Below are 24,175 nucleotides of genomic sequence, written 5' to 3'. Positions count from 1 at the left end.
CATCGTTTTGGCATTTGGTAAACACTAAATTCAAAGATAGATTGGAACCCATATGTACCATGGGAAGGAGGTGACCCACCGAAACAACTTTGTACATTATTGATTCAGACAATCTTTTACAGTTTGTCGGTGTCAGGTAAGTAAGATTTTCAAGCGGATGTTTTTATTTGTGGTGAAAGCCATTTCGTTGCTTTCACAAAAAACTCATCTTATGAGGAGGATTCATCATGCCCGTTGTAAATCTCGCAGAAACTACTTTCGGCTTCTTCATCCCCAGCGTTACCCTGATGGGCCCCGGTTGTGCCAAAGAAGTTGGCCCCAAGGCCAAAGAACTTGGCGCAAAAAAAGCTCTTCTCGTCACCGATGCTGGTCTGATGAAGATGGGTGTTGCCGACACCATCGCCGGTTACGTTAAGGACGCAGGCGTTGATGTCGTCATCTATCCCGGTGCCGAGCCCAACCCCACCGACAAAAACGTCCACGACGGCGTTAAAGTTTTCCAGGACAACGGCTGCGACTTCATCGTCTCCCTGGGCGGCGGCTCCTCCCATGACTGCGCCAAAGGTATCGGCCTGGTTACCGCCGGTGGCGGCCACATCCGCGACTACGAGGGCGTGAACAAATCCACCGTTCCCATGACCCCCCTCGTCGCCATCAACACCACCGCGGGTACCGCTTCCGAAATGACCCGCTTTTGCATCATCACCAACACCGACACCCATGTCAAAATGGCTATCGTTGACTGGCGCGTCACCCCGTTGATCGCCGTTGACGACCCCGTTCTGATGCTGGGCAAGCCCCCCGCACTGACCGCAGCCACCGGCATGGATGCCCTGACTCACGCCGTGGAAGCCTATGTTTCCACCATCGCCACTCCGATCACCGACGCTTGCGCCGAAAAAGCCATCCGTCTGATCGCCGAGTGGTTGCGTCCGGCCGTTGCTCTGGGCGCCAACATCGCCGCTCGCGATGCCATGTGCTACGCGCAGTACCTGGCCGGCATGGCGTTCAACAACGCCTCTCTCGGCTACGTACACGCCATGGCTCACCAGCTGGGCGGTTTCTACAACCTGCCTCACGGTGTCTGCAACGCCATCCTGTTGCCGGCCGTCTGCGACTACAACATGATCGCCTGCCCGGATCGTTTCGCTGACATCGCCGACTTCATGGGCGTACCCACCGAGGGTCTGAGCGTCACCGAAGCTGCTGCTGCCGGTATCGAAGCCATTCGCGAGCTGTCCGCTTCCATCGGCATCCCGGCCGGCCTGACCGAGCTGAATGTCAAAGAAGAAGACCTCAAGACCATGGCAGAAAATGCCCAGAAAGACGCCTGCATGCTGACCAACCCCCGTTCGGCTACGCTGGACCAGGTTATCAGCATCTACAAAGCAGCCATGTAATATGCTGAATTTGCGCCCGCCTTATGGCGGGCGCATTCTTAAAAATCATTCGATGCAGATTATTCTTGTGGAGCAATTGAGGGAAACCCAACTGCTCCTTTTTTGTGCCGAAGTGCCGGCATAGGCTATAATGGCACTAGTTGTTCTATGCTTCGCATTCACCTCGAGAGAATGGACCAACTCAAGGTGACACATTGACGTGGAAACACGCATTTTCCCGCCGTCAACATCAACCGTCGAGGCCCGAGATCCTGCCGCCTCGAACATCGACTGCCGGAACCAGCGTTTTCCATCTAAAATGACCTGGCACCAGCGGAGGGCTTGTAAGTTTTCTACCACCGGTACTTCTCCAGCACCGCACCAGACGGGAGAAGGTAGGTTGTGTTTCGGAGAGCACATCAGCTCCACATGCATTTAACCCGAATCGGAAGGAAACGATAATGAACAAGATCTTTCGCATCAACATGTCGAACCTGACAACCAAGTGCGAGTCCGTTCCCGAGGAATGGGCAGGCCTTGGCGGTCGCGGTCTCACCTCAACCATCGTCGCCGCCGAAGTCCCCCCCAGATGCCACCCCCTTGGCCCCAATAACAAACTGGTCTTCGCTCCCGGCCTTTTAACAGGCACACCCGCTGCACAATCGGGACGCTTGTCGGCCGGCGCCAAAAGCCCTCTGACCGGAACCATCAAGGAAAGCAACGCGGGCGGCACCGCCGCTCAACAACTGGCCCGCATGGGTATCAAAGCCATCATCATCGAAGGCGCCCCCACCGAAGACAAATGGTACCGCCTGCACATCACCATGGACGGCATCACCTTTGAGGCTGCCGATAGCCTGGTCGGGAAACAGAACTTTGCCATCATCGACGAAATGATCGATACATTCGGACCCAAAATAGGGGTCCTCTCCATTGGCGTACCAGGCGAAATGCGCATGTGCGCCGCAAACATTTCCGTCAAGGATCCGGATCAGAAAATCCGCAGCCACGGTCGCGGCGGACTCGGAGCCGTCATGGGATCGAAAAAAATCAAGTGCATCACCATTGACGACACCGGGGCGAGCAAGGTCCCCATCGCCGACCCGGACAAATTCCGCGCTGCGGCGAAAATCTTCGCCAAATCGCTCCTGGACCATCCGGTCAGCGGCGAAGGACTGCCCACCTACGGCACCAATATCCTTATCAACATCCTCAACGAAGCCGGCGGCCTGCCGACCAAGAACTTCCGCTACGGTCAATGCGAGCACCATGAAAAAATCAGCGGCGAGACCATGCACGACACCATTGTCGAGCGTGGCGGAAAACATAAGCACGGTTGCCATGCAGGCTGCATCATCCAATGCTCACAGGTTTACGTGGACAGGGCCGGCGGCTACATCACCTCGGGATTCGAATACGAAACCATCTGGGGCCTGGGCGCCAACGCCATGATCGAGGATTTGGACGACATCGCCAAATGCGACAATTTGATGGACGACATAGGCATCGACTCCATCGAAGGCGCTGTACTTCTCGCCACCGCCATGGAAGCCGGCGTGATCCCCTGGGGTGACGGCAAGGAATGCCAACGCGTACTGCGCGACGAGATAGGCAAAGGCACACCTCTCGGTCGGATCCTTGGCAACGGAACCGGCATGGTCGGCACAGCCTATGGCCTGGTCCGGGTACCGGTCGTCAAAAACCAGGGGATTCCCGCGTACGATCCGCGGTCCGTCAAAGGCATCGGCATCACCTATGCCACCTCCACCATGGGCGCCGACCACACTGCCGGCTACACCATCGCCACCAACATCCTCAAGGTCGGCGGATATGTCGATCCGTTAACGAAAGACGGTCAGGTTGAACTCTCGCGCAACCTGCAGATCGCCACCGCCGCCGTGGACAGTACCGGCATGTGTGTTTTTATCGCCTTCCCGGCACTGGATATCCCCGAGTCGTTCACTGCACTGATCGACCTGCTCAACGCAACCTACGGACTCGACCTGACAGCCGACGACGTAACGGAGCTGGGCAAAAAAATCCTCAAAATCGAACACGACTTCAACACGGCTGCAGGTTTCAGCAAGCAGGATGACCGCTTGCCGGAATTCTTCAGCTACGAACCGATACCACCGCACAACGCCGTTTGGGACTTCACCGATGAAGAGATCGATGAGTTCTGGGACTTCTGACCCCAAGCGAAACATCCATCCTACAGGGCACCCCTTTACGGGTGCCCTGCTCTATGAAAACCGCACAGAAAAGACAAGCTCCAGCCCCCATCAACCGGATGCCATGATCTCACCCAAAGGGTAGGTTTTGCTTGCATATTACCCGCTGGAGAGGTAGATTCTTGTACTGTATATACGCACAAGCTACCCCGCTGAAGACTGGATAAATTCCGCATGAGAAGCAATGCAATGAACTGTTTTCGCACTTGAGAGGGAAAACGACATGACCATTTTTGTAAAGCTTTTTGCAGGATTCAGAGAAAATCGTTTCAAAGTGGCCAAACGCGAAGTCAAGGACGACTGTACAATCGCCGACGTGCTGGAACAACTGGGCATAAAAGAACCGGAACTTGGCGTTGCCCTGATCGATGGACGCCACGTTACATCCGACCAGGTGCTCCACGCCGGTGTGACCATCTCCCTGTTCCCCAAAGTCGGCGGAGGGTAACATGCCAGATCTCCTGACCTGGCTCAAAGAAAGAGCCAAGGACGACCTCCTGTTGTGGGCCGACCAGCTGTCTGCCGCCAACCGATTCAAAGTCAGCATTCGAGAAGTCGAAGGAACGGCCCTGAAAAACGGCCTGCTCCCGGCACGCTATCAGCGCAACCGCAACATGCTCAACCTTGACGATCAGCTCAAGCTTTACAACAGCAAGGTAGCGGTTATCGGCTGCGGGGGCCTGGGCGGCTACATTATCGAGGAGCTGGCACGCCTGGGAGTCGGCACCATCGTAGCTGTGGATCCCGATGTTTTCGAAGAACACAACATGAACCGGCAGCTGCTGGCCACTCCGGACTTTTTAGGCATCAAAAAAGTCGCCGCCGCCGCGCGCCGGGTGGATCGCGTCAACCCTGCGGTTGAACTGCTACCTGTCGGCCTCGCCTTTGGCCTCGATAACGGCACCCGGATTCTGGAAAACTGCCACGTGGCCGTGGACGCCCTGGACAGCATTGCCGTGCGCCTGGAACTGGCGGAGATCTGCCAGCAACTTTCGATCCCCTTGGTGCATGGCGCCATCGCCGGCTGGTACGGGTTCCTTATGACCCAGTTTCCAGGAGAGCGAACCCTGCAGAAATTTTTCGCCCATAATTCCCAGGAAAGCGGCCTTGAAAAACACCTCGGCAACCCGTCATTCACTCCAGCGGTCGTAGCCAGTCTGGAAGTAGCCGAAGTGTGCAAAGTCTTACTGAATCAGGGAACCCCGACCCGCCGCCGCTGCCTGTCCATCGATCTTTACGACATGGAGTTTGTGGAGATTGAATGCTGAAACCGACAGCTCCACCTCACCGATCCCCGAAGAGCCGGCTTTGAAGCCGGCTCTTTTATTTTCAGGTACTTACTCCACAGCCAATCAAAAGCAATTCCCCGAAGGTAGCACACCCCCGAAAGCGATCGCCACCTCGGTCCATGGGAAGCCTAACACCGTTTGCCGTCAACCCCACACCACGAAATAAAGACGGCTTAAAATCCAGACAGAAAAGAATACAAAAAACCTACATTCATATTCTATCTTGCGTTGCGATGGGTGTTTTTACCTGGTTCAGCAATACATATAACCACAGATATGCAATAAAAAGGTTTGGCATAAAGTCGTTTTGACTCGCCAGCTAAAGCTCCTTTAGACATCCTGAAAAAAACGTAGCATACACAGCGTAAATTAAGCGCTCATCATCCCGCCCTTCAAAACAACCATTTTTTTATTTTGCCATCCTATAACGTATACAGAATAATATTTTTTTTGCATCGACGTCTCGATGCTTTGTAAGCCATTGTTTCACCATCGTTTTCAAAAGACAAAACAAGACCTGTATACACCATTGAACTTAATCATAAAAATCGACACTCGACAATGTGAAGTATACGGAAACGTCATTTTAAAAAAATGGTTTGATTTAAACTTGTCATTTGTAGTAATTGTTTCGCGTATGTTTTTTTATTTAGTTGTGTGGGTTATTTCCATCAACGCTCTATCTAGGAGAATGAATCATGCCAATTGTCAACCTCGCAGAAACCACGTACGGCTTTTTCATCCCCAGCGTTACCCTGATGGGTCCTGGTTGTGCTAAAGAAGTTGGCCCTAAAGCCAATGAACTCGGCGCTAAAAAAGCTCTCCTCGTTACCGATGCCGGTCTGATGAAGATGGGTGTTGCCGACACCATCGCCGGCTACATCAAAGATGCTGGCGTGGAAGTCACCATCTACCCCGGTGCCGAGCCCAACCCGACTGACAAAAACGTTCACGACGGCGTAAAGGTCTACGAAGACGAAGGCTGTGACTTCATCGTTTCCCTGGGCGGCGGTTCTTCCCATGACTGCGCCAAAGGTATTGGCCTGGTTACTGCCGGCGGCGGCAACATCCGCGATTACGAGGGCGTGAATAAATCCACTGTTCCCATGACCCCCCTCATCGCCATCAACACCACCGCGGGTACCGCTTCCGAAATGACCCGTTTCTGCATCATCACCAACCTCGAGACCCATGTTAAGATGGCTATCGTCGACTGGCGCTGCACTCCGCTGATCGCTGTTGACGACCCCGTTCTGATGCTGGGCAAGCCCCCCGCACTGACCGCAGCCACCGGCATGGACGCACTGACCCACGCCGTGGAAGCTTACGTTTCCACCATCGCTACTCCGATCACCGACGCTTGCGCTGAAAAAGCCATCCGTCTGATCGCCGAGTGGTTGCGTCCGGCCGTTGCCATGGGCGCCAACATCGAAGCTCGCGATGCCATGTGCTACGCGCAGTACCTGGCCGGCATGGCGTTCAACAACGCCTCCCTCGGTTACGTACACGCCATGGCTCACCAGTTGGGTGGTTTCTACAACCTGCCCCACGGTGTCTGCAACGCCATCCTGTTGCCTTCCGTTTGCGACTACAACATGATCGCTTGCCCGGATCGCTTTGCTGACATCGCCGACTTCATGGGCGTTGACACCACCGGCATGCCCGTTACCGAAGCTGCTGCCGCTGGCATCGAAGCTATCCGTGAACTGTCCGCTTCCATCGGCATCCCGGCTGGCCTGACCGAGCTGAATGTCAAAGAAGAAGACCTCAAAACCATGGCAGAAAATGCACAGAAAGATGCCTGCATGCTGACCAATCCTCGTACTGCTACGCTGGACCAGGTCATCGACATCTACAAGGCTGCCATGTAATCATACCCGTCTCGACTTGCCGGATGGCCGCTTAAGAGGGCAACCCGACAAGTCAGCGAGTATCGTACGTCTGAAACGGCCGGGAGAAATCCCGGCCGTTTTTTTACACCAAGGCAGGGAGACAAGACATCAAGCAACCCCCCTTCCGGCATCTCTTCCGGTAGCACCCACACACGCCACATTGACTCCTGAAGAATGGGTATGGTTAAATACTCAGCTATGAATGGTAACCATCAGCCAACCACCGCGTTTCTCGCCCTCGGCTCCAATCTCGGCGACCGCCTTGCCAACCTCCAAGGGGCCTGGCAGGCATTGCACGATCTCCCGCAACTCAAGGTTCTGGCCGCATCCGCCATTTATGAAACCGAACCGGTTGGTGGCCCCGACGGTCAACCGGCTTTTCTGAATGCCGTACTCATGGTTGAAACTTTTTTGGAGGCACCCGCATTGCTGGCGGCCGGTCTGGCTATCGAGCAATCTTTCGGTCGATGCCGCCACGAACATTGGGGGCCCCGCACCCTTGATATAGACCTGCTTCTTTACGGCGATAAGATTGTCCAACAACAGGATCTGGTCGTACCCCATCCACGCTTACATGAACGCGCTTTTGTCCTTATGCCCTTGATGGACCTGGCCCCGGACTTGCTCCATCCCTTGCGCCGGCAAACCGTGAGGGACATGCTGCATCAACTACCCTCTACCGCAGGCATCCGCCGCCTGCCCGGCCATTGGTGAGTGTCATATGTTTCGTTTTCTATGGCTGTTTTTCCTTTTTCTGTTATCTTACTACCTGGTTACGGCAGTGACGGGCTTATTTAAAAACGCCACCCATCGGCCACCACCGGAAAAGCGCCCCGAAGGGGAAGCCATGGTTCGCGATCCGCACTGCGGCACCTTTATTCCACGCAGTCTGGCCCTGAAAAAAGTTATCAAGGGCCAAACGTACTATTTCTGTTCAGAAGAGTGCATAAGGCTCTTCGATTCGCAGGAAACATCCGGAAAATCCTAGGAGCATTTTTTCCCTAAACTCCATGCTTTGTACCGCTTGTCGCGGAAGGAGATTCGCATGAAATTTTTCATCGACACAGCCGATATCGACCAGATCAAGGCGGCTCATGAAATGGGGCTGGTAGATGGCGTTACCACCAATCCGTCCCTGGTTGCCAAAACCGGACGCAAGTTTACCGACGTCCTTAAAGATATCGTCCAATTGATCGATGGCCCGATTTCCGCGGAAGTCGTGGCTACCGACGCCGAGGGGATGATCGCCGAAGCGCGCGAACTGATCCAGTACCATCCGACCAATATCGTGATCAAGATCCCCATGACCGGCGAGGGTCTGAAGGCTACCCGCGTTCTGGCCAAAGACGGTGTCCGTGTCAACATGACGCTGATTTTTTCACCGCTGCAGGCACTGCTGGCCGCCAAAGCCGGCGCCGCCTATGTGTCCCCCTTTGTCGGCCGACTGGACGATGTCGGGCATGACGGCATGGAAGGCGTCGATGAGATCCTGACTATTTTCGAAAATTACGGGTTCGATACGGAAATTATCGTTGCATCGGTTCGCAGCCCGCAACATGTCCTTAGAGCCGGACTGCAGGGGGCGCATATCTGCACCATCCCCTACAATGTCATCATGCAACTGACCAAACACCCCTTGACGGACGTCGGCATCGAGCGCTTTCTGGCCGACTGGAAGGCGTCCCAGCAATAGCTCTGTGCATTTGTGATCCGCTGCAACGGATACGTTCAACCACGGGGGCCAGTCCGCAATGAAACTGCATGAATACCAAGCCAAGCAGCTCTTCCACCGATACGGCATTCCGATACCGGAGGGCAGGCTGGCCCGTTCCGTAGAGGAAACCGGGCAGGCCGCCAGGGCCTTTGCCGGCCGCTGTGTTGTCAAAGCCCAGATTCATGCTGGCGGCCGCGGCAAGGCAGGCGGTGTCGCCCGGGTGAATTCAGTGGATCAGGCGCGCAATATTGCCCAGCGTTTGCTGCAGCATACTCTGGTCACCGCGCAAACGGGTGATCAAGGGCTGTATGTAGGCAGCCTGCTGGTCGAGGAGATCGTCCCCGTAGCCCGGGAAATGTATCTTTCCCTGACCCTCGACCGGGCCAACGGCCGCTATTGCCTCATTGCCTCCCCCGATGGGGGCGTCGACATTGAGCAGACCGCGCGCAAGACACCGGAGCGCGTGCGACGTCTCACCATCGACCCTCTGGTGGGACTGCGCGCCTTTCATGCCCGCGATATTGCACGGTTCCTGGGGCTGGACGGGCCGCTGAGCGCAGCTGCAAGCAAGGTGATATTGTCCCTGTATCGCTGTCTTCTGGAAAAAGATGCCTCGCTGGTGGAAATCAACCCGTTGGCGGTAACCGAAGAGGGCCGCTTGATGGCCATGGATGCCAAAGTATCTATCGACGACAGTGCCCTGTTCCGCCAGAAGGAAATGCTTGAATGGCTCGATGAGAGCCAGCTGGCCCCCTTGGAAGTGCGGGCGGCACATTCGGATATCGCCTACATCAAGATGGATGGATGTATCGGCTGCCTGGTCAATGGCGCCGGACTGGCCATGGCAACTCTCGACATGCTCAGCGAATGCGGCGGACAACCGGCCAACTTTCTCGATGTCGGAGGCGGCGCCGATCAGGACAAGGTGGTTGAAGCCTTCCGCATTTTGCTTGAGGATCCGGCTGTCGAGGGGGTTCTGGTGAATATTTTCGGCGGTATCATGCGCTGCGACCTGATAGCCCAAGGCCTCATTGCAGCCGCCGAGCAGGTGGGCTGTCAGCTACCTATCGTGGTGCGCATGGCTGGAGCACGGCGCGATGAAGGCAAACACCTCCTGCAGCAGACCCAGCTCAACATCAGCTGGCAGGACGGGTTGGCTGCTGCGGCCACCGCCATTGTTCGGCAACTTTCCCCTTCCGCCTGAAGGATCGACAAGATGGCCATACTCATTGATCGTCATTCGCGCATCGTGGTACAGGGGTTGACCGGCAGTTCAGGCCGCCGGCACGGGCTGCTGTGCCGCGATTACGGCAGCCAGGTGGTAGCCGGTGTCACCCCCGGCAAAGGCGGCACGCACGTTGAGGACATCCCGGTATTCGATACCGTTGCCGAGGCGGTAGAACGCTGCCAGGCCGATGTGACAATGATTCTTGTGCCCCCTCAAGCGGCAGCCGAAGCTATTCTGGAAGCCGACCAGGCCGGCGTCGGATTAGCCGTCTGCATCACCGAAGGGATCCCGGTGCGAGATATGGTACTGGTAAATCGGGCCTTGACCGACAGTGCCATGCGCCTTATCGGACCCAACTGTCCGGGCCTGATAACCCCCGACCAGTGCAAAGTCGGCATTCTTCCCGGGGATATTCACCGCCCGGGGAGCATCGGTGTCGTTTCCCGCAGCGGAACCCTCACCTATGAAGCGGTACAACAGCTCAGCGATGCCGGTCTGGGACAATCGACTTGCGTCGGTATCGGTGGAGATCCCATTATCGGCACCTCCTTCATCGATATTCTTGCCTTATTCAACGACGATCCGGATACCGAGGGTGTTTTTCTCATCGGAGAAATCGGCGGTAGCGCAGAAGAGGAGGCTGCCGCATGGATCAAACAATACATGCGCAAACCGGTGGCAGCCTATATCGCCGGCGTCACCGCTCCGCCCGGCAAACGCATGGGGCACGCCGGTGCCATTGTCAGCGGCGGGTCGGGACGTGCCGAAGACAAAATAGCCAGCTTGCGCAGCAGCGGTGTCCAGGTTGCCGGCAGCCCGGCCCGCATGGCGGAAGCCATGCAGGATGCTTTGCGGAACGCTGGCATACATGGTTATGACAGTTGACTTTGCGCTTGGCCTCCATTTATCATGAAAGATCGACAGTAACATTTCTATTCTGACTAGCTTTGTAACAGGTTCATATCATGGCGATTTTACCCATACGGCACTATCCCGATCCGGTCCTGAAAAATAAATCCGAACCGATCCTTACCATCACCGAGGAAATCAAAACCCTGGCGGCGGATATGGCTGAGACCATGTATGCTGCACCGGGAGTGGGCCTGGCCGCCCCGCAGGTTGGCATTAACAAAAAACTTGTTGTGATGGATTGCGCTCCCAAAGAAAACCCGGAGTTGATCGTGGCGATCAACCCGGAAATCATCGAACGAGAGGGAGATAGCTTCGAAGAAGAGGGCTGCCTTTCGGTACCGGGTTATTACTGCCGGATCAAACGTAACTCGCATGTCAAGGTTCGCTATCAGAACCTGGAGGGACAAACGGTAGAACGCGAGGCAACCGGGCTGCTGGCCATCGCCTTCCAACATGAAATTGACCACCTGCATGGACTGCTCTTCGTGGACCACCTGTCTTCGTTGAAAAAAAACATGTTTCGCAAAAAATATCAGAAAATCCAGCGTCAACAGGAGCAGGAGCTGTGATCGATCCCTCCAGTATCCGTACCATTTTTATGGGGACACCGGAATTCGCCTTGCCCACGTTGCAGGGGTTACTCGAAGCCGGTGTTGATCTTTGCGGCGTATTCACACAGCCTGATCGGCGCAAGGGGCGGGGCAAAGTCCTGGCGCCACCCCCTGTTAAAGAATTGGCCCTGAGACATAACCTGCCGGTTTTGCAACCCGAAAAATTGCGCGATCCGTCAGCCGTGGAACAGATACGCAGCCTCAAGCCCGACCTTATCGTGGTCGTCGCCTATGGCCAGATTCTTCCCAAAAGTGTCCTGGATATTCCCCGCTACGGTTGCATCAATGTGCATGCTTCGCTACTACCACGCTACCGCGGCGCCGCCCCCATCAATAAAGCGGTGGTCGACGGGGAGCAGGTTACCGGCGTAACCACCATGCTTATGGATGTGGGACTCGATACCGGCGACATCCTGGTAAAACGCGCCACCGAAATCGGCAACGAAGAAACCGCCGGAGAATTGCATGACCGGTTGGCGCTGCTCGGTCGCGAAGCCATGGAGGAAACCCTGCGACGACTGTGCGACGGCACGCTGCGCTCTGAAGCGCAGGACGATGCGCAGAGTTGCTATGCCCCCATGATGAAAAAAGAGGATGGGTGCATCGACTGGAGCCGCCCGGCCGGAGTCATTCACAACCTGGTTCGAGGCTTGAGCCCCTGGCCGGGTGCCTACACCCGTTGGAACGGACAAACCCTTAAGCTTGGCCGGACAGTGGCGGAAGAAGGTTCCGAAGCCGAACCGGGCACAGTGGTGAGCGCAGACGAAACGGGAGTCTGCATCGCTTGCGGTGAAGGCGTGCTACGGGTACGCGAGTTGCAGCTGGCTGGCAAGAAAAAACTGCCGGCAGGCGATTTTCTACGCGGCACCAGCCTATCGGCCGGTGCACGGTTGGGAGACTGATATGGCTTGCCGCAAAACCGCGGACAAAACCTGCGATCATACCTGTGGAGAGGTTTGCAACAACGCCGAACAAAGCACGGCAAAGCAACAGCGGCCGTTCCTGATTCTGTTGGCGCTGGTCGGCAGTCTGTTCAGCGCCGGCGCTTTTGTGGTCTGGTGGCTGCCGAGTGTCGGGCTGTCCTCCATTCACCCCCGGTTGCCGTACTGGTTCGGCCTGGCAATCCTGGCTCTGGTAGCCGTGGTCATTGGCGGCCTTGGCCTGCTGGCCCTGACCCTGATCACCGGCCGGGATCTGTTCATCTTCCCGCAATTACGCGGGCTTGCGATCCGCTACCTGATGCCGGCGGTAATCGGTATCGGTGCTTTTCTGCGCCTTGACCGCGACGCCTTGCAGCGGTGCTTTATCCATCTCAACAACCAGCTGGTGCACTCCCGCAATCTGCGCGTCCCGGCCGCCAAGGCCATGATCCTTCTGCCGCACTGTCTGCAGTTATTCGATTGCGCCATCAAGGTCACCGGCGACGTGGAGCAATGCGCCCGGTGCGGCCGCTGCGATATCGGCGATCTGGCGGAACTGGCAAAACAACGCGGCGTGACCCTGGCGGTAGCGACCGGCGGTACTCTGGCCCGCAAACTGCTCATGGAAAAACGCCCCAGGCTGGTAGTGGCGGTGGCCTGCGAACGTGACCTTACTTCCGGCATCCGGGACGCCTATCCGCTACCGGTTGTCGGCGTTTTCAATACCCGCCCGGAAGGCCCCTGCTTCAATACCCGCATCGACATCGATGCCGTACAACGCGCACTGGATGCATATGTCGTCAGTGAATAACCGATATGCGAGGAATTCAACGCATCGACACCGTACGCTTTCGCTGCCGGTGCAAAATCATTTCGCATCGCCGATGGCATGGAGCATCGGGCGTTTGCAGGGTCTTGAGCCCTTGAATCGACTTGCGTAGGATGCAGAACCAACACGTTATCAAGCGAGGTAAACCATGAATACACTGAGGACGGTAGCCCTTATGACCGTGCTCACCCTGTTGCTGGTGTGGGCAGGCGGAATGATGGGCGGTCGTGGCGGCGCTCTGTTCGCGTTGATCATGGCTGCGGTCATGAATCTGGGTTCGTACTGGTTTTCCGACAAAATCGTCATTGCCATGTACCGCGGTCGCGAAGTCAGCAGCGGGCCGCTTTTCAGTGTGGTGCAGGAACTATGTCTGCGCAATGCCCTGCCCATGCCGAAAGTCTATATCCTGCCGCAGGCGACGCCCAACGCCTTTGCCACCGGACGTAACCCGAAGCATGCCGCGGTAGCCGCCACAGAAGGCATTCTGCAGGTACTCTCCCGCGAAGAGCTCATGGGGGTCATGGCGCATGAAATGAGTCACGTCCGGCATCGCGACATCCTTATCGGTTCTATCGCCGCGACCATTGCCGGGGCTATCTCCTACCTGGCGCACATGGCGCAATGGGCGGCCCTGTTCGGAGGCTTTGGCGGACGCGACGATGACGATGGCAACCCTCTGGGTCTGCTGTTGCTGATCATCTTCGCACCGCTGGCGGCCATGCTCGTACAGATGGCCATATCCCGCTCACGGGAATATGCCGCCGACCGAGGCGGCGCAGCCTTATGCGGCAACCCCCACTATCTGGCCAACGCCCTGCGCAAGCTGGAGATGGCCAACAGCCGTCAACCGATGCCGAAAGTCAACGAAGCCACGGCGCACATGTTCATTGTCAACCCCCTGCGCGGCGGCGGTTTGAAGTCTCTGTTTTCGACCCATCCGCCGGTCGATGAACGTATCCGTCGGCTTGAAAACATGACCGTGCTGTAGGCATGGCATTAAAACCGGATCGTCAGGCGGGGGCATGCGATATCATGCCCCCGCCTTTTATCCGTAATCAAAGGACGTATCTGTGATCGATCAGGATCCTCGCCACATCGCTTTCGATATTCTGGACAAGGTGCACAATGGGGCCTTTGCCGACCTCGCCCTCGACAGTGCGCTTCAGGCTCTGCCGGACATGGACGTGCGCGACCGTGCCCTTGCGACGGAACTGGTCTATGGGGTCTTGCGCTACCGCGGACGTCTCGATTTTGCCCTGCAACAGCTTTGCCGCAAGCCGCTGGCCAAGGTTGAGCCGGCCGTCCTGAATCTGCTGCGCCTTGGCTGTTATCAGATCCTGCAACTCGACCGCATTCCCAACCATGCAGCGGTTTTTGAAACGGTGGAGCTGGCCCGACGCCTGAAACTGCAGCGGGCAACAGGTTTCATCAATGGCATTTTGCGCGGTCTGGTGCGCCAGGCGGCACAATTGCCGTGGCCCGACCGGCAGCGCGACCCGCTGGACTACCTCGAACATGTTTTGTCGTTGCCTCGCTGGCTGGCCGCCCGCTGGCTCGACGAATTCGGTGCTGAAGAAGCCTGTGCCCTGGCGCAGGCCATGTTGAAACCGGCACCCTACGCCATTCGCACCAACACGCTGAAAATTCAACGGGAGGCCTTGCTGGCGACACTCAACGCCAGTGACTGCGATGCGGTGCCGACCCGCTTCGTACCGGAGGGCATCTACATCCGCCAAGGAGAAACACGGCATTTAAGCGGGCATACCGAAGGCATTTTCCAACTGCAGGATCAGGCCAGCATGCTGATAAGCCATCTGCTGAACCCGCAACCCGGAGAACGCATTCTCGATGCCTGCGCCGCACCTGGCGGGAAAACCACCCACATGGCCGCCTTGACGGACAATCGCGCCCGCATCGTGGCCCTTGATCTGCACCCCCAACGGGTGGATCTGATCACCCGTGGGGCGAACCGGCTTGGCTGCCAGGGTATCGAAGGCCACGCCTGGGACCTGACCGGCGTGCCGGATTTCCTCGAACCGGCAAGCTTTGACCGAATCCTTGTCGATGCGCCCTGCAGCGGCCTCGGCGTCTTGCGGCGCAATCCGGAAATCCGCTGGCGACGCAAGCCTGCCGACCTCAAAGAGATGGCCCGCATACAGCGCGCCATCCTTGGCAACGTGGCGCCTTTACTGCGGCCGGGCGGACGGCTGGTGTACTCGCTGTGCACTTTCAGCCCAGAAGAAACCCAAAACGTCATCCGGGCCTTTACAAACGAACACCCCGAGTTTACGCGCTGTGATTTACGCAACGAGACGCCCGCCGCATGGCATGCACTGTTCGACAGGCAAGGTGCGTTGCGCACCCTGCCCCAACACCACGACGACATGGATGCGTTTTTTGCCGTGGCGTTCGAAAAACAACCCTGATCTCGCTATGACGTCTGCCGCCGAACCGCGCCCAGACATGAAATTTGTCCCTACCCAGTTACGGAGAGCACCATGATCAAAATCGCCCCATCCATTCTGTCCGCAGATTTTTCCCGCCTGGGCGAGGAAATCGCCGCCATCGACAAAGGCGGCGCCGATTATGTCCATATCGATGTCATGGACGGCCATTTCGTGCCCAACATCACCATCGGGCCACTGGTTGTGGAGGCCGCCCGCCGGGTAACCGACCTGCCGCTGGACGTGCATCTGATGATCGAAAATCCGGATCGCTACATCCCCGATTTCGCCAAAGCCGGGGCCGATATCATCACCGTGCATTACGAAGCCGTTCCCCATCTGCACCGAACCGTGCAGCTCATCCATAGCCTGGGGAAAAAGGCCGGAGTGTCCATTAACCCGGCGACACCGATCAACTGCCTCGATGTGATCCTCGAAGAGCTTGAACTGGTGCTGATCATGTCCGTCAACCCCGGATTTGGCGGCCAGCAGTTTATTCCGGCCTGTTTGCCCAAGATAGAGGCCTTGCGCAATACCATCGAGCGCCGCGGGCTCTCTGTGGAACTCGAAGTCGACGGCGGCGTCAAGCTTGACAACATTGCCCGCATCGCCGGCGCGGGTGCCCAGGTCATGGTGGCGGGGAGCGCTGTTTACGGTACGGACGACTATGCCGCCACCATTGCCTCTCTGAAAACGGCGGCAGCAGGAGAAATTCGGTGATGCTGGATCCCGAACAGGTCCGTCACGACCTGTCGCGACATACCTGCCGCCACATCGAACCGGGGGGGCTCAAGCCATCGGCCGTCATGCTGCTGTTTTACCCCAAGGACGCTTCCGACACCATTCTCTTTACCCGCCGCACTGCGCATCTGTCTCATCACGCCGGGGAAATCGCCTTTCCAGGCGGTGGGGCCCATAGGGACGACACCGACCTCTGCGCCACGGCCCTGCGCGAAACCGAAGAAGAAATGGGTATCCGTCCGCAAGACATCACGGTATTGGGCCGGCTGGATGACTTCATTTCCGTGTACGGCTTCCACGTCGTGCCCTTTGTCGGCACCATCCCCAGCGGCTATCCCTTTGCCGCCAACCATCATGAAATAGCTGAAGTGATTGAAGTGCCGGTGGCGCAACTGTGCGATCCCGGCATTTACCATACCGAAAACTGGGAGCACCGAGGGCGGCTCTATCCGGTCTGTTTCTTCAACGTCGAGGATTATCAGATCTGGGGGCTCACCGGGGCGATCCTGCGCCAATTTCTGCAACGTACCGGTCAACTGCCGCCGGGGGATCTTTATGGAGCCAGGCCATGAAACGCGCTGAGAAAAGCTTGATGGAACGTCTGGAACAAGGCGTTATCGTCGGCGACGGGGCCATGGGAACGCTGCTTTACCATCGTGGGGTACCTCTGTCGACCTGCTTTGAACTCCTGAACCTGCAACATCCGGAAACGGTGCGGCAGATACATCGGGATTACCTGGCCGCCGGTGCCCAACTGCTGGAGACCAACACGTTTGCCGCCAACCGGTTGCGCCTGGCGGCGATAGGCCAGGAAGATCAGGTGCGATCGATCAATAGCCTCGGCGCACAACTGGCCCGCCAGGCAGCCGGATCCGAAGCGCTGGTGGCGGGAGCCATCGGTCCTTTAGGCCGCACCCCCGGCGAAACCGCCGATCTTGCCGGCGATGAGCGTCGCGAGCTGTTTCGCGAACAGATGGAAGGTCTGGCCGAAGGTGGCGCCGACCTGCTGTTGCTGGAAACCTTTGCCAGCCTCGAAGAACTGGAACTGGCTGTAACCGTCGCCAGCCGGATCGGCCTGCCGATCGTGGCACAGATGGCCTTTTTCGAAGGCGGTAGAACCCGGGAAGGGGTTACCGCAGACGAAGCGGCCCGCCGCCTGGTGGCTGCCGGGGCATCGCTGGTGGGAGCCAATTGCGGATCCGGCCCCAGGGATGTGCTGGCGGTGTTGCGGACCATGGCAGCCGAAACGGATTGCCCCCTGTCCGGCTTTGCCAACAGCGGTTTTCCCGAATACGTCGATGGCCGCTACATCTATCTGGCGACGCCCGAATACTTTGCCGCCCGCGGGCGGGAAATGGTCGAGGCCGGGGCACGTCTGATCGGCGGCTGCTGTGGCACCACGCCGGAACATATCCGCGCCCTGGCCGCCGCCGTGGCCGATCTCAAACCCGCAGCCCGCTGTGTGGTTCCCGCGCTGCCCAAGGCAGCCACCGTGGCCACCGAACCGGGACCGGAACACCGAGGCTTTCTGTCTGCCTGGGGAAAGCGTCCGATCATCACGGTGGAACTCGACCCGCCTCGGGGACTGGATTGCGACAAGATCCTGGCGGGAGCCCGACGCCTGGCGGACGCCGGCGCCGATGCCATCAGCCTGGCCGAAAACCCCCTGGCCCGTATCCGTATGGGAAATATCGCCCTTGCCAAACAGATTCAGGACCAGATCGGCATAGAAACGATCATTCACGTCACCGGGCGGGATCGTAACCTCATTGGTCTGCACTCGGAGATGATGGGCGCCCATCTGCTGGGACTGCGCAATGTGCTGGCGGTAACAGGCGATCCCGTTGCGGTCGGCGGCGAAGCCGGAGCCAGCAACGTCTTCGATCTGAACTCCATCGGCGTGCTGCAACTGCTTAGCGCCCTCAACAACGGGCACACCCTGGTGGGGGGGGAACTTGGCGAGGCGACACGCTTCCAGGCCGGAGCGGCCTTTAATCCCAACGTTTCGGACATGAGCGGTCAGCTGCGACGCTTGAAAAAGAAAGTTGCCGCCGGGGCCCGCTTTGTCCAGACCCAGCCGATCTATTCGGTCGACGTTCTTGACGCCATGCTCGCTTGTCTGGCGGATATCCGGATTCCGATCCTGGTCGGTATCCTGCCGCTGGTCAGCGAACGCAATGCCGAATTTCTGCATAACGAGGTGCCCGGCATCCTGCTGCCGGAAACGGTGCGCGCACGCATGCGCGGCACGCGCGGCGAGGAAGGCAAACGCCAGGGCCTGGCCATCGCCCGGGAGTTAATCGAAGCCGGCCGGGGCCGCGTCGACGGCTTCTACCTGATGCCGCCGTTTGGCAAGGTAGATATAGCCGTGGCTCTGATCGAAGTCATACGCGGCTGACCTCAATCGCGCAGCATGCCGTCCAGGATCCCTTGTTGTTCGAGCGCATACAGATCGTCGCAGCCGCCGACAAGAGACTCATCGATAAAAATTTCCGGCACGGTCATGCGACCGGAGCGCTCCCGCATTTCCTGTTCTTTGGCCGGATCGTTGGTGACATCGTACTCGACAAAAATCGCCTTCTTGATATGCAGCAGATCTTTGGCGCGACGGCAATAGGGACAATGGCTTTTGGTATAGAGTTCGATTTTTTTCATAGTCGCAACAGTCTTCTGTGTTTGAGATAACGGATTCGGGACGATACTGATTAAACAACAGGGGGGAAAACATGAAGCGAGTATACCTGCTTTTGCTGATCTTGTGTATAGGGGCCTGCGCGCCGGTGCTGAAATCCAACCTGGCCGATATGTATGGCGACACCCATAAAGAGTTCGCCAAGCGTCTGGTCTGGCAGGACTATGGCAGCGCGGCAAGTTTCATGGCCCAGGAATTCCGGCAGGACTTTCAGGACAAGTTTCCCAAACGGGGCGACATTCGTGTGCTCGAAATCAAGCCGGAAGGCGTGGAGTTCGAAGGCCCCGACCAGAAACGGGCTATTTCCTGGTCAAACTATGAATACTACCGACTCCCTTCCAATACGCTTAAAAACTTGAAGGTTCGTTTGGAATGGGAATATAGAGCCCATGCCTGGAAGATCGTCAGCCCCTTCCCCGACCTGCCCTGAAAAACCGCCGCCGACTGCCTTGATAACCCAAAACGCTCTTTCCCCAGGCTGAAAACCCAAGCCCCCGACCGTCCACCGGTCGAGGGCTTTTAATCTGTTCGAGCCGGCCCCCCGGGGCTGCCCATCGGAAACATTCCGCGCAAGCGATCCCGACGAACACCTGGCGCAGACCACATCGAAGCATCTTCCTGCCGAAACTCGGAGCCGGTTCAGGGATGAGAGGCGACCTCTGCCCGAGAGGCTCCGGACAACAGCGGCGTGAAACCGTAGCGAGCGAAAATCGCGGCGGCCTCTTGGCCCTTGAGAAACGCCATAAAGTCCTGCAGCGCTTCGGGATGAGGACTTTTGAGCATCCCGGCCATGGAGAAAACGATCGGTTTGTGACTGTCCGCCGGGGCGACGGCAGCTACCACGGCACTGGTCAACAACGCCGTATCGGAAGCGAACACCATGCCGGCATCGATATTCCCCGAATCGACATAGGCCAGTACCTGGCGAACACTCTTGCCATACACCATACGTTGTTCAAGGAGTTCCCACATGCCGAGATGTTCAAGGGCCTGGCGGGCATAGGTACCGGCCGGCACCATATCCGGCATACCGATACTCATGCTGGCCGCGGCGGCCTCCAGGTCGGAAAAACCGTGAATGGCGTGCTGTTTTTCCCGGGCAACAATCAATACCAGGCGATTGCCGAGCAGCGCGCAGGAATGTCCGGAATCGGTGTACCCGGCACTCAGCAAGGCATTGAAATGTTGGCGCCCGGGAGCCAGAAACAGGTCGATAGGGGCCCCCTGCTCGATCTGTTTGCGCAAAAACCCGGAGGCGGCAAAATTGAACTCCAGCGCTACCGAAGGTTGTTTTTTCGCATAAGCCTTTTGAATGGCGAACAGCGCGTCTTTGAGACCGACGCCGGCGGCTATACTCAACATCGTGTCGGAGTCGCCCTCGGCCCTTGCATTCGGTACCCCCGCACCGAAGCAAGCAAGAAACAACACAGCGAGCAAAGGCATCGTGACCAGACGCATGATGAATCCCTCCTCAATGGCGATAGATATTGCGCATCATTATGGGAAAAACGGGGTGCGGTGGTTCCGGCAACCGGCTCCCACCCGGCGCCGGTTCCCGAGCATGTCATTCAGAGCCCCAAGCAAGGCATCGATATCTTTGTCGGTATTAAACACACCGGGGCTGACGCGGATGGTGCCGCTGGGCAAGGTTCCGATACTGCGATGGGCATCGGGGGCGCAGTGCAGCCCGGTACGTACGCAGATGCCATACACATCATCGAGCAAAAAACCGATTTCCGCCGGATCACGACCCTCCACATTGAAAGACAACACCCCTCCCCCATGCTGCGCTCCGGCATGAGGATAACACCGGATACCGGGCAGGTTATGCAACCCGCGCAGCAGCCGCTTTAACAAGCTCGTCTTATGAAGATGAATCTGTTGCAGGCCGGTTCGGGACACAAATTCGATACCGGCGAGCAAGCCGGCCAGTGCAGGTGTGTTGAGGGTGCCGCTTTCCAACCGTTCAGGCAAGGCATCCGGCATCAGCGGCGACATGGAATTGCCGCCGGTGCCCCCCCATAGCAGCGGTTTCAGGTGAAGCTCGGGGCCGACGTAGAGAATCGCCGTTCCCGGCGGTCCCAGCAGGCATTTATGGCCCGGTACCGCCAGCAGATCGATGCCCATGGTTTCCACATCGATGGGCAGTACGCCGGCGCTTTGCGCCGCGTCGACCATAAACACGATTCCTTCGCTGCGACACCAGCGACCGATCTCCTCGATGGGTTGAACAACTCCGGTGACATTGGAACAGTGACTGAGAACCACCATGCGAATCGGCCCCGCTGCACGGCATGCGGCTTCGCGAATGGCTTCAGGCGGAATACGCCCGTCGGCATCGGGTGAAACCCGAATCAACTCGACGCCGTGCCGCGCCAGGGCGTGCAGGGGACGGCTGACGGCATTATGCTCTATGGTCGAGGTAATGACCCGATCGCCTGGCTGCAATAGCCCGAACAAGGCCACGTTGATAGCCTCGGTGGCATTGGCGTAAAACACCACACGTGAAGCATCCTCGATACCGAAAAACTCGGCAACGGTTTCCCGGACATCCAGCACCAGATGTCCCGCTTCCAGAGAAAACTGATAGCTGCCTCGCCCCGGGCTGACGCCCAGATTACGAAAGGTAAAATCGATGGCGCGGTAGACGCTTTCGGGTTTGGGGAAGGTGGTGGCGGCGTTATCCAGATAAATGGCCATATTTCCCTCCGGCAAAATTGGCAGGAATGATCGGTTCAGGGATCCTGTTTAAGGGGAATCAGATGGAAATATCCGTCCTGCTTTCGATAGGTTCTTCGGGGCTGCAGCGCCTGGCGGTGGAGTTCCGCGAGGATCGCGTCCTGTTCGGAGACGTTAAACCGCAAAGCCAGCGCACACCCTTCGGCCACCTCGCGCGGGGCCGGGATCAGACGGCATGGAAGCCCGGCTTTGCGCAACACTTTCTCCGCTTTTAACACCCGTGTCGGTGCGTTAAACAACGCTATGAGTTCATCATCGTTGATCATGACGCGATTTCCCGTAAGATAGGCCGAGCCCCCCTTTTGTTCAGTGGGCGAAGGGGCAAATCCGCTCCAGATTCATCAGCGAAGCAACGCCGGAAATGGTATTACCGAAAAACACCAGGGGTTTTCCGGCCTCTTCGAATTTCTCCCGCAATTGATCGATACTGCCGTTAACAACCGTGGAACCGGTGGCAACGCCCACCTCGCACCACTCGATGAGTTTGTCGAGATCCTTTTCACCATCCCAGACCATCACATCGCAACGCTTGTGCCCGATATTGTCCGCGTTGAGATCCACCACGCGCGTCCTCACAGAACCGAAGCCCTCCACCATGGCATCGAGAATGGCGGGCTGCAACCCGATCATGCCGAAACGTTTTACGCCAAAACGCCGATGCAGCTGCAGGGTGAATTCCTCCCCGCACTGCGCCGGTTCGTCGTCTTTACAGTGAATGGTTCCGTCCGCCTGCTCGATCCCGCGCAATACGGCATTCAACCCTGCAGTGAATACGGCCCGCTGGTCGGCGCTGTCCAGATCCATAGCCAACAGTTGGTCCAGGCGGCCCTGCCAATCATGGGGTTGATCCGTAAAAGCCTGGCCGCATATGCCGTTCCAGCAAGCCTCGATGACCCGTTCCTTACCTTTTTTTATGACGAAATCCTTATCCGCGTTGGCACCGATGGCCTCGTCGGGCGTAAGAACCCTGACCGTAACACAGCTGTTTTTATCCAGCTGGTGAGCATCGCAGAGAGTCGCCAATTTAATCTGGGCCTGTTGCAGTAAATCCATGACACGGTTCCTTTCAGATAGCTATTTTTTGCAAGACTGCCTTGTTAACACAACGGATAACGGTTCCCCCCCGTGCCCGCCAGGGCACATCAGATCCACTGACCTGTGGTACAACCGACAGGCAATGCCCAGGTGGTGGATGCCGCGGACTTACCCTCCTTGAGGAAAACCACTTCATCGGCCAGTGCATCCATTTCCTTGCGGCTATGGGTCACCAGGACAAACGGAATGTTCCAGGTACGCTGAATTTTTTTTAATTCCTGTTGAAGCGCCTGCCGGGTCCCGGAATCGATAGCGGACAGCGGCTCATCCAGCAACAACAGATCCGGCGCCATCATAAGTGCCCTGGCCAAAGCGACTCTTTGTTTCTCACCACCGGACAGCTGGCCCGGATAGCGCTGTTGCAGATGCGTTATGCGAAGCATGTCGAGCACTTCGCACACCGAGATGGCCTCTGCGCCCTTTTCCACCCAGCGGCAGGCCCCTGACGGGATTCCATACAGTGCATTGTCCTTGACCGTCATGTGGGGAAACAATGCATAATCCTGGAAAACATACCCGATGCGCCGCAGACGTGCCGGCACATTGATCTTTTTCGCGGAACTGAAGAAAACCCTTTCGCCCAGGGAAATCTGCCCTTCGCTCGGTTTTTGCAGGCCGGCCAGACAGTTTAGAAGGGTGGTTTTGCCGCACCCCGAAGGACCGAACAACACCAGAATACCCTGTTCAAAAGCCAATTCGGCCTCTATGGCGAAGGTCGGGAATTTTTTAACTATGGCTGCTTTTAACACGCACATCGCCTCCCTGTTGCAGGGTTTGAAGTTTCTTTTTCGACCAGCTGTTCAGCCAGAATAAAGCCCCGAAAGCCATGACTGTAATGGCCAGCACCAGATTTCTTGCCAGCTGATTGTCGCCGGTTTCCACCGCAAAATAGATGGCCAGCGGGATGGTCTGGGTCTTCCCCGGAATATTGCCCGCAATCATCAATGTTGCGCCGAACTCGCCCAAAGCTCTGGCAAACGCCAATACCAACCCCGCAAGCAGCCCGGGATAAGCAAGGGGCAGAGTGACACGCAGAAAAACCCGGCCTTCCCCGGAGCCCAGAGTGCGGGCGGCCTGTTCCAGGGAAACATCGACACTGCAAAACGCGGCTTTGGCGCTTTGATACATCAGGGGAAAGGAAACCACCGCCGCAGCCACGATGGCGGCCCACCAGGTAAACACGATCTGCAGACCGAACATCTCCTGCAACAGACGCCCCAACAAACCACGCTTGCCAAGCAGTATAAGCAGACCATAGCCCAGAACCGTTGGCGGCAGCACCATGGGCAGCATGATGCAGGATTCGACCAGATTTTTGCCGGGGAAGCTCCTGCGTGCCAGAGCACGCGCCAGCAAGGTACCCAGTACGGCATCGATACTCACAGCCAGCAATGCAACCTTTATGGACAAGACGATAGGTGTGATCATGAGCGCGAAGGTTCCCTTGATGAGCAGTCAT

The 24,175-nt window shown here is 57.4% G+C and carries 26 protein-coding genes; 19 read left to right on the top strand and 7 right to left on the bottom strand.

The window, feature by feature from the left end:
* Nucleotides 1-227: 227 nt before the first annotated feature.
* From mdh (PCAR_RS01910) to PCAR_RS01825, 18 genes are all read left to right on the top strand, one after another.
* Nucleotides 228-1,400 (top strand): iron-dependent methanol dehydrogenase, encoded by a 1,173-nt coding sequence (gene mdh / locus PCAR_RS01910; RefSeq protein WP_011339922.1) that lies wholly within the window; start codon nucleotides 228-230, stop codon nucleotides 1,398-1,400.
* Between the two features lie 440 nt (nucleotides 1,401-1,840).
* The gene (locus PCAR_RS01905) at nucleotides 1,841-3,571 is read left to right on the top strand and encodes an aldehyde ferredoxin oxidoreductase family protein (protein WP_011339921.1); all 1,731 of its coding nucleotides are present in this window, start codon (nucleotides 1,841-1,843) and stop codon (nucleotides 3,569-3,571) included.
* A 262-nt stretch (nucleotides 3,572-3,833) separates the two neighbouring features.
* Nucleotides 3,834-4,058: a MoaD/ThiS family protein gene (locus tag PCAR_RS01900; protein ID WP_011339920.1), complete on the top strand. Its 225-nt coding sequence runs from the start codon at nucleotides 3,834-3,836 to the stop codon at nucleotides 4,056-4,058.
* Between the two features lies 1 nt (nucleotide 4,059).
* The gene (locus PCAR_RS01895) at nucleotides 4,060-4,878 is read left to right on the top strand and encodes a HesA/MoeB/ThiF family protein (RefSeq protein ID WP_011339919.1); all 819 of its coding nucleotides are present in this window, start codon (nucleotides 4,060-4,062) and stop codon (nucleotides 4,876-4,878) included.
* A 719-nt stretch (nucleotides 4,879-5,597) separates the two neighbouring features.
* Nucleotides 5,598-6,770: an iron-dependent methanol dehydrogenase gene (mdh, locus tag PCAR_RS01890; protein ID WP_011339917.1), complete on the top strand. Its 1,173-nt coding sequence runs from the start codon at nucleotides 5,598-5,600 to the stop codon at nucleotides 6,768-6,770.
* 201 nt (nucleotides 6,771-6,971) lie between these two features.
* Nucleotides 6,972-7,505, top strand: coding sequence for a 2-amino-4-hydroxy-6-hydroxymethyldihydropteridine diphosphokinase (gene folK / locus PCAR_RS01885; RefSeq protein WP_245523306.1), 534 nt, complete (start codon nucleotides 6,972-6,974; stop codon nucleotides 7,503-7,505).
* Nucleotides 7,506-7,512: 7 nt separating this feature from the next.
* Entirely contained in the window at nucleotides 7,513-7,779 is a 267-nt protein-coding gene (locus tag PCAR_RS01880; RefSeq protein WP_011339915.1) for a YHS domain-containing protein, read from the top strand.
* 57 nt (nucleotides 7,780-7,836) lie between these two features.
* Nucleotides 7,837-8,484, top strand: coding sequence for a fructose-6-phosphate aldolase (fsa, locus tag PCAR_RS01875; protein WP_011339914.1), 648 nt, complete (start codon nucleotides 7,837-7,839; stop codon nucleotides 8,482-8,484).
* Nucleotides 8,485-8,542: 58 nt separating this feature from the next.
* Nucleotides 8,543-9,709, top strand: a complete 1,167-nt coding sequence (gene sucC, locus PCAR_RS01870) for an ADP-forming succinate--CoA ligase subunit beta (RefSeq protein WP_011339913.1) — start codon at nucleotides 8,543-8,545, stop codon at nucleotides 9,707-9,709.
* 12 nt (nucleotides 9,710-9,721) lie between these two features.
* Nucleotides 9,722-10,618: a succinate--CoA ligase subunit alpha gene (sucD, locus tag PCAR_RS01865; RefSeq protein ID WP_011339912.1), complete on the top strand. Its 897-nt coding sequence runs from the start codon at nucleotides 9,722-9,724 to the stop codon at nucleotides 10,616-10,618.
* An 80-nt stretch (nucleotides 10,619-10,698) separates the two neighbouring features.
* Entirely contained in the window at nucleotides 10,699-11,214 is a 516-nt protein-coding gene (gene def / locus PCAR_RS01860; RefSeq protein WP_011339911.1) for a peptide deformylase, read from the top strand.
* Nucleotides 11,215-11,243: 29 nt separating this feature from the next.
* Nucleotides 11,244-12,158, top strand: a complete 915-nt coding sequence (gene fmt, locus PCAR_RS01855; protein ID WP_041531495.1) for a methionyl-tRNA formyltransferase — start codon at nucleotides 11,244-11,246, stop codon at nucleotides 12,156-12,158.
* Nucleotide 12,159: 1 nt separating this feature from the next.
* A complete protein-coding gene (locus PCAR_RS01850; protein WP_011339909.1) occupies nucleotides 12,160-12,987 on the top strand; it encodes a DUF116 domain-containing protein in 828 nt (275 codons plus the stop codon).
* A gap of 166 nt (nucleotides 12,988-13,153) precedes the next feature.
* Nucleotides 13,154-13,993, top strand: a complete 840-nt coding sequence (htpX, locus tag PCAR_RS01845; RefSeq protein ID WP_011339908.1) for a zinc metalloprotease HtpX — start codon at nucleotides 13,154-13,156, stop codon at nucleotides 13,991-13,993.
* Nucleotides 13,994-14,075: 82 nt separating this feature from the next.
* Nucleotides 14,076-15,431: a 16S rRNA (cytosine(967)-C(5))-methyltransferase RsmB gene (gene rsmB / locus PCAR_RS01840; protein WP_011339907.1), complete on the top strand. Its 1,356-nt coding sequence runs from the start codon at nucleotides 14,076-14,078 to the stop codon at nucleotides 15,429-15,431.
* A 72-nt stretch (nucleotides 15,432-15,503) separates the two neighbouring features.
* Complete coding sequence (gene rpe / locus PCAR_RS01835; RefSeq protein ID WP_011339906.1) at nucleotides 15,504-16,169, top strand: ribulose-phosphate 3-epimerase; 666 nt, start codon at nucleotides 15,504-15,506, stop codon at nucleotides 16,167-16,169.
* The gene (locus PCAR_RS01830) at nucleotides 16,169-16,762 is read left to right on the top strand and encodes a CoA pyrophosphatase (protein WP_011339905.1); all 594 of its coding nucleotides are present in this window, start codon (nucleotides 16,169-16,171) and stop codon (nucleotides 16,760-16,762) included. Before rpe ends, PCAR_RS01830 begins: the two co-directional genes overlap by 1 nt.
* Nucleotides 16,759-18,588 carry a bifunctional homocysteine S-methyltransferase/methylenetetrahydrofolate reductase gene (locus PCAR_RS01825; protein ID WP_011339904.1) on the top strand — a complete coding sequence of 610 codons (1,830 nt, stop codon included), beginning with the start codon at nucleotides 16,759-16,761 and terminating at the stop codon, nucleotides 18,586-18,588. Before PCAR_RS01830 ends, PCAR_RS01825 begins: the two co-directional genes overlap by 4 nt.
* A 2-nt stretch (nucleotides 18,589-18,590) precedes the next feature.
* Here the strand turns inward: PCAR_RS01825 and grxC are convergent, their stop codons facing one another.
* Nucleotides 18,591-18,845, bottom strand: a complete 255-nt coding sequence (grxC, locus tag PCAR_RS01820; protein WP_011339903.1) for a glutaredoxin 3 — start codon at nucleotides 18,843-18,845, stop codon at nucleotides 18,591-18,593.
* Between the two features lie 71 nt (nucleotides 18,846-18,916).
* Here grxC and PCAR_RS01815 point away from each other — a divergent pair, with 71 nt between their 5' ends.
* Nucleotides 18,917-19,312 (top strand): hypothetical protein, encoded by a 396-nt coding sequence (locus PCAR_RS01815; RefSeq protein ID WP_011339902.1) that lies wholly within the window; start codon nucleotides 18,917-18,919, stop codon nucleotides 19,310-19,312.
* A 209-nt stretch (nucleotides 19,313-19,521) separates the two neighbouring features.
* Here the strand turns inward: PCAR_RS01815 and modA are convergent, their stop codons facing one another.
* The 6 genes from modA to modB form a co-directional block, all read right to left on the bottom strand.
* Nucleotides 19,522-20,340: a molybdate ABC transporter substrate-binding protein gene (gene modA / locus PCAR_RS01810; RefSeq protein ID WP_011339901.1), complete on the bottom strand. Its 819-nt coding sequence runs from the start codon at nucleotides 20,338-20,340 to the stop codon at nucleotides 19,522-19,524.
* Between the two features lie 39 nt (nucleotides 20,341-20,379).
* The gene (locus PCAR_RS01805) at nucleotides 20,380-21,582 is read right to left on the bottom strand and encodes an aminotransferase class V-fold PLP-dependent enzyme (RefSeq protein ID WP_011339900.1); all 1,203 of its coding nucleotides are present in this window, start codon (nucleotides 21,580-21,582) and stop codon (nucleotides 20,380-20,382) included.
* 35 nt (nucleotides 21,583-21,617) lie between these two features.
* Entirely contained in the window at nucleotides 21,618-21,887 is a 270-nt protein-coding gene (locus PCAR_RS01800) for a DUF3343 domain-containing protein (RefSeq protein WP_011339899.1), read from the bottom strand.
* A gap of 40 nt (nucleotides 21,888-21,927) precedes the next feature.
* Nucleotides 21,928-22,674, bottom strand: coding sequence for a Rossmann-like domain-containing protein (locus PCAR_RS01795; RefSeq protein WP_011339898.1), 747 nt, complete (start codon nucleotides 22,672-22,674; stop codon nucleotides 21,928-21,930).
* A gap of 89 nt (nucleotides 22,675-22,763) precedes the next feature.
* Complete coding sequence (locus PCAR_RS01790; protein WP_052643466.1) at nucleotides 22,764-23,465, bottom strand: ATP-binding cassette domain-containing protein; 702 nt, start codon at nucleotides 23,463-23,465, stop codon at nucleotides 22,764-22,766.
* Nucleotides 23,443-24,144 carry a molybdate ABC transporter permease subunit gene (gene modB, locus PCAR_RS01785; protein ID WP_011339896.1) on the bottom strand — a complete coding sequence of 234 codons (702 nt, stop codon included), beginning with the start codon at nucleotides 24,142-24,144 and terminating at the stop codon, nucleotides 23,443-23,445. The genes PCAR_RS01790 and modB overlap by 23 nt, the downstream gene beginning before the upstream one ends.
* Nucleotides 24,145-24,175: the final 31 nt, after the last annotated feature.

Source organism: Syntrophotalea carbinolica DSM 2380 (assembly GCF_000012885.1).
Classification (GTDB): domain Bacteria; phylum Desulfobacterota; class Desulfuromonadia; order Desulfuromonadales; family Syntrophotaleaceae; genus Syntrophotalea; species Syntrophotalea carbinolica.
The sequence above is the reverse complement of the archived record's forward strand: the minus strand, read 5'-3'. Positions and strand labels throughout refer to the sequence as shown.

What these genes read in the sequence shown, in the direction of transcription:
- PCAR_RS01800 (WP_011339899.1), bottom strand. Translation starts at nt 21,887, where the DNA reads ATGATCAACGATGATGAACTCATAGCGTTGTTTAACGCACCGACACGG.
- modA (WP_011339901.1), bottom strand. Translation starts at nt 20,340, where the DNA reads ATGCGTCTGGTCACGATGCCTTTGCTCGCTGTGTTGTTTCTTGCTTGC.
- PCAR_RS01905 (WP_011339921.1), top strand. Translation starts at nt 1,841, where the DNA reads ATGAACAAGATCTTTCGCATCAACATGTCGAACCTGACAACCAAGTGC.
- rpe (WP_011339906.1), top strand. Translation starts at nt 15,504, where the DNA reads ATGATCAAAATCGCCCCATCCATTCTGTCCGCAGATTTTTCCCGCCTG.
- PCAR_RS01805 (WP_011339900.1), bottom strand. Translation starts at nt 21,582, where the DNA reads ATGGCCATTTATCTGGATAACGCCGCCACCACCTTCCCCAAACCCGAA.
- PCAR_RS01880 (WP_011339915.1), top strand. Translation starts at nt 7,513, where the DNA reads ATGTTTCGTTTTCTATGGCTGTTTTTCCTTTTTCTGTTATCTTACTAC.
- folK (WP_245523306.1), top strand. Translation starts at nt 6,972, where the DNA reads ATGGTTAAATACTCAGCTATGAATGGTAACCATCAGCCAACCACCGCG.
- PCAR_RS01895 (WP_011339919.1), top strand. Translation starts at nt 4,060, where the DNA reads ATGCCAGATCTCCTGACCTGGCTCAAAGAAAGAGCCAAGGACGACCTC.
- sucD (WP_011339912.1), top strand. Translation starts at nt 9,722, where the DNA reads ATGGCCATACTCATTGATCGTCATTCGCGCATCGTGGTACAGGGGTTG.
- def (WP_011339911.1), top strand. Translation starts at nt 10,699, where the DNA reads ATGGCGATTTTACCCATACGGCACTATCCCGATCCGGTCCTGAAAAAT.
- PCAR_RS01850 (WP_011339909.1), top strand. Translation starts at nt 12,160, where the DNA reads ATGGCTTGCCGCAAAACCGCGGACAAAACCTGCGATCATACCTGTGGA.
- mdh (WP_011339917.1), top strand. Translation starts at nt 5,598, where the DNA reads ATGCCAATTGTCAACCTCGCAGAAACCACGTACGGCTTTTTCATCCCC.
- htpX (WP_011339908.1), top strand. Translation starts at nt 13,154, where the DNA reads ATGAATACACTGAGGACGGTAGCCCTTATGACCGTGCTCACCCTGTTG.
- PCAR_RS01795 (WP_011339898.1), bottom strand. Translation starts at nt 22,674, where the DNA reads ATGGATTTACTGCAACAGGCCCAGATTAAATTGGCGACTCTCTGCGAT.
- PCAR_RS01815 (WP_011339902.1), top strand. Translation starts at nt 18,917, where the DNA reads ATGAAGCGAGTATACCTGCTTTTGCTGATCTTGTGTATAGGGGCCTGC.
- sucC (WP_011339913.1), top strand. Translation starts at nt 8,543, where the DNA reads ATGAAACTGCATGAATACCAAGCCAAGCAGCTCTTCCACCGATACGGC.
- mdh (WP_011339922.1), top strand. Translation starts at nt 228, where the DNA reads ATGCCCGTTGTAAATCTCGCAGAAACTACTTTCGGCTTCTTCATCCCC.
- fmt (WP_041531495.1), top strand. Translation starts at nt 11,244, where the DNA reads ATGGGGACACCGGAATTCGCCTTGCCCACGTTGCAGGGGTTACTCGAA.
- fsa (WP_011339914.1), top strand. Translation starts at nt 7,837, where the DNA reads ATGAAATTTTTCATCGACACAGCCGATATCGACCAGATCAAGGCGGCT.
- modB (WP_011339896.1), bottom strand. Translation starts at nt 24,144, where the DNA reads ATGATCACACCTATCGTCTTGTCCATAAAGGTTGCATTGCTGGCTGTG.
- grxC (WP_011339903.1), bottom strand. Translation starts at nt 18,845, where the DNA reads ATGAAAAAAATCGAACTCTATACCAAAAGCCATTGTCCCTATTGCCGT.
- PCAR_RS01830 (WP_011339905.1), top strand. Translation starts at nt 16,169, where the DNA reads ATGCTGGATCCCGAACAGGTCCGTCACGACCTGTCGCGACATACCTGC.
- PCAR_RS01825 (WP_011339904.1), top strand. Translation starts at nt 16,759, where the DNA reads ATGAAACGCGCTGAGAAAAGCTTGATGGAACGTCTGGAACAAGGCGTT.
- PCAR_RS01900 (WP_011339920.1), top strand. Translation starts at nt 3,834, where the DNA reads ATGACCATTTTTGTAAAGCTTTTTGCAGGATTCAGAGAAAATCGTTTC.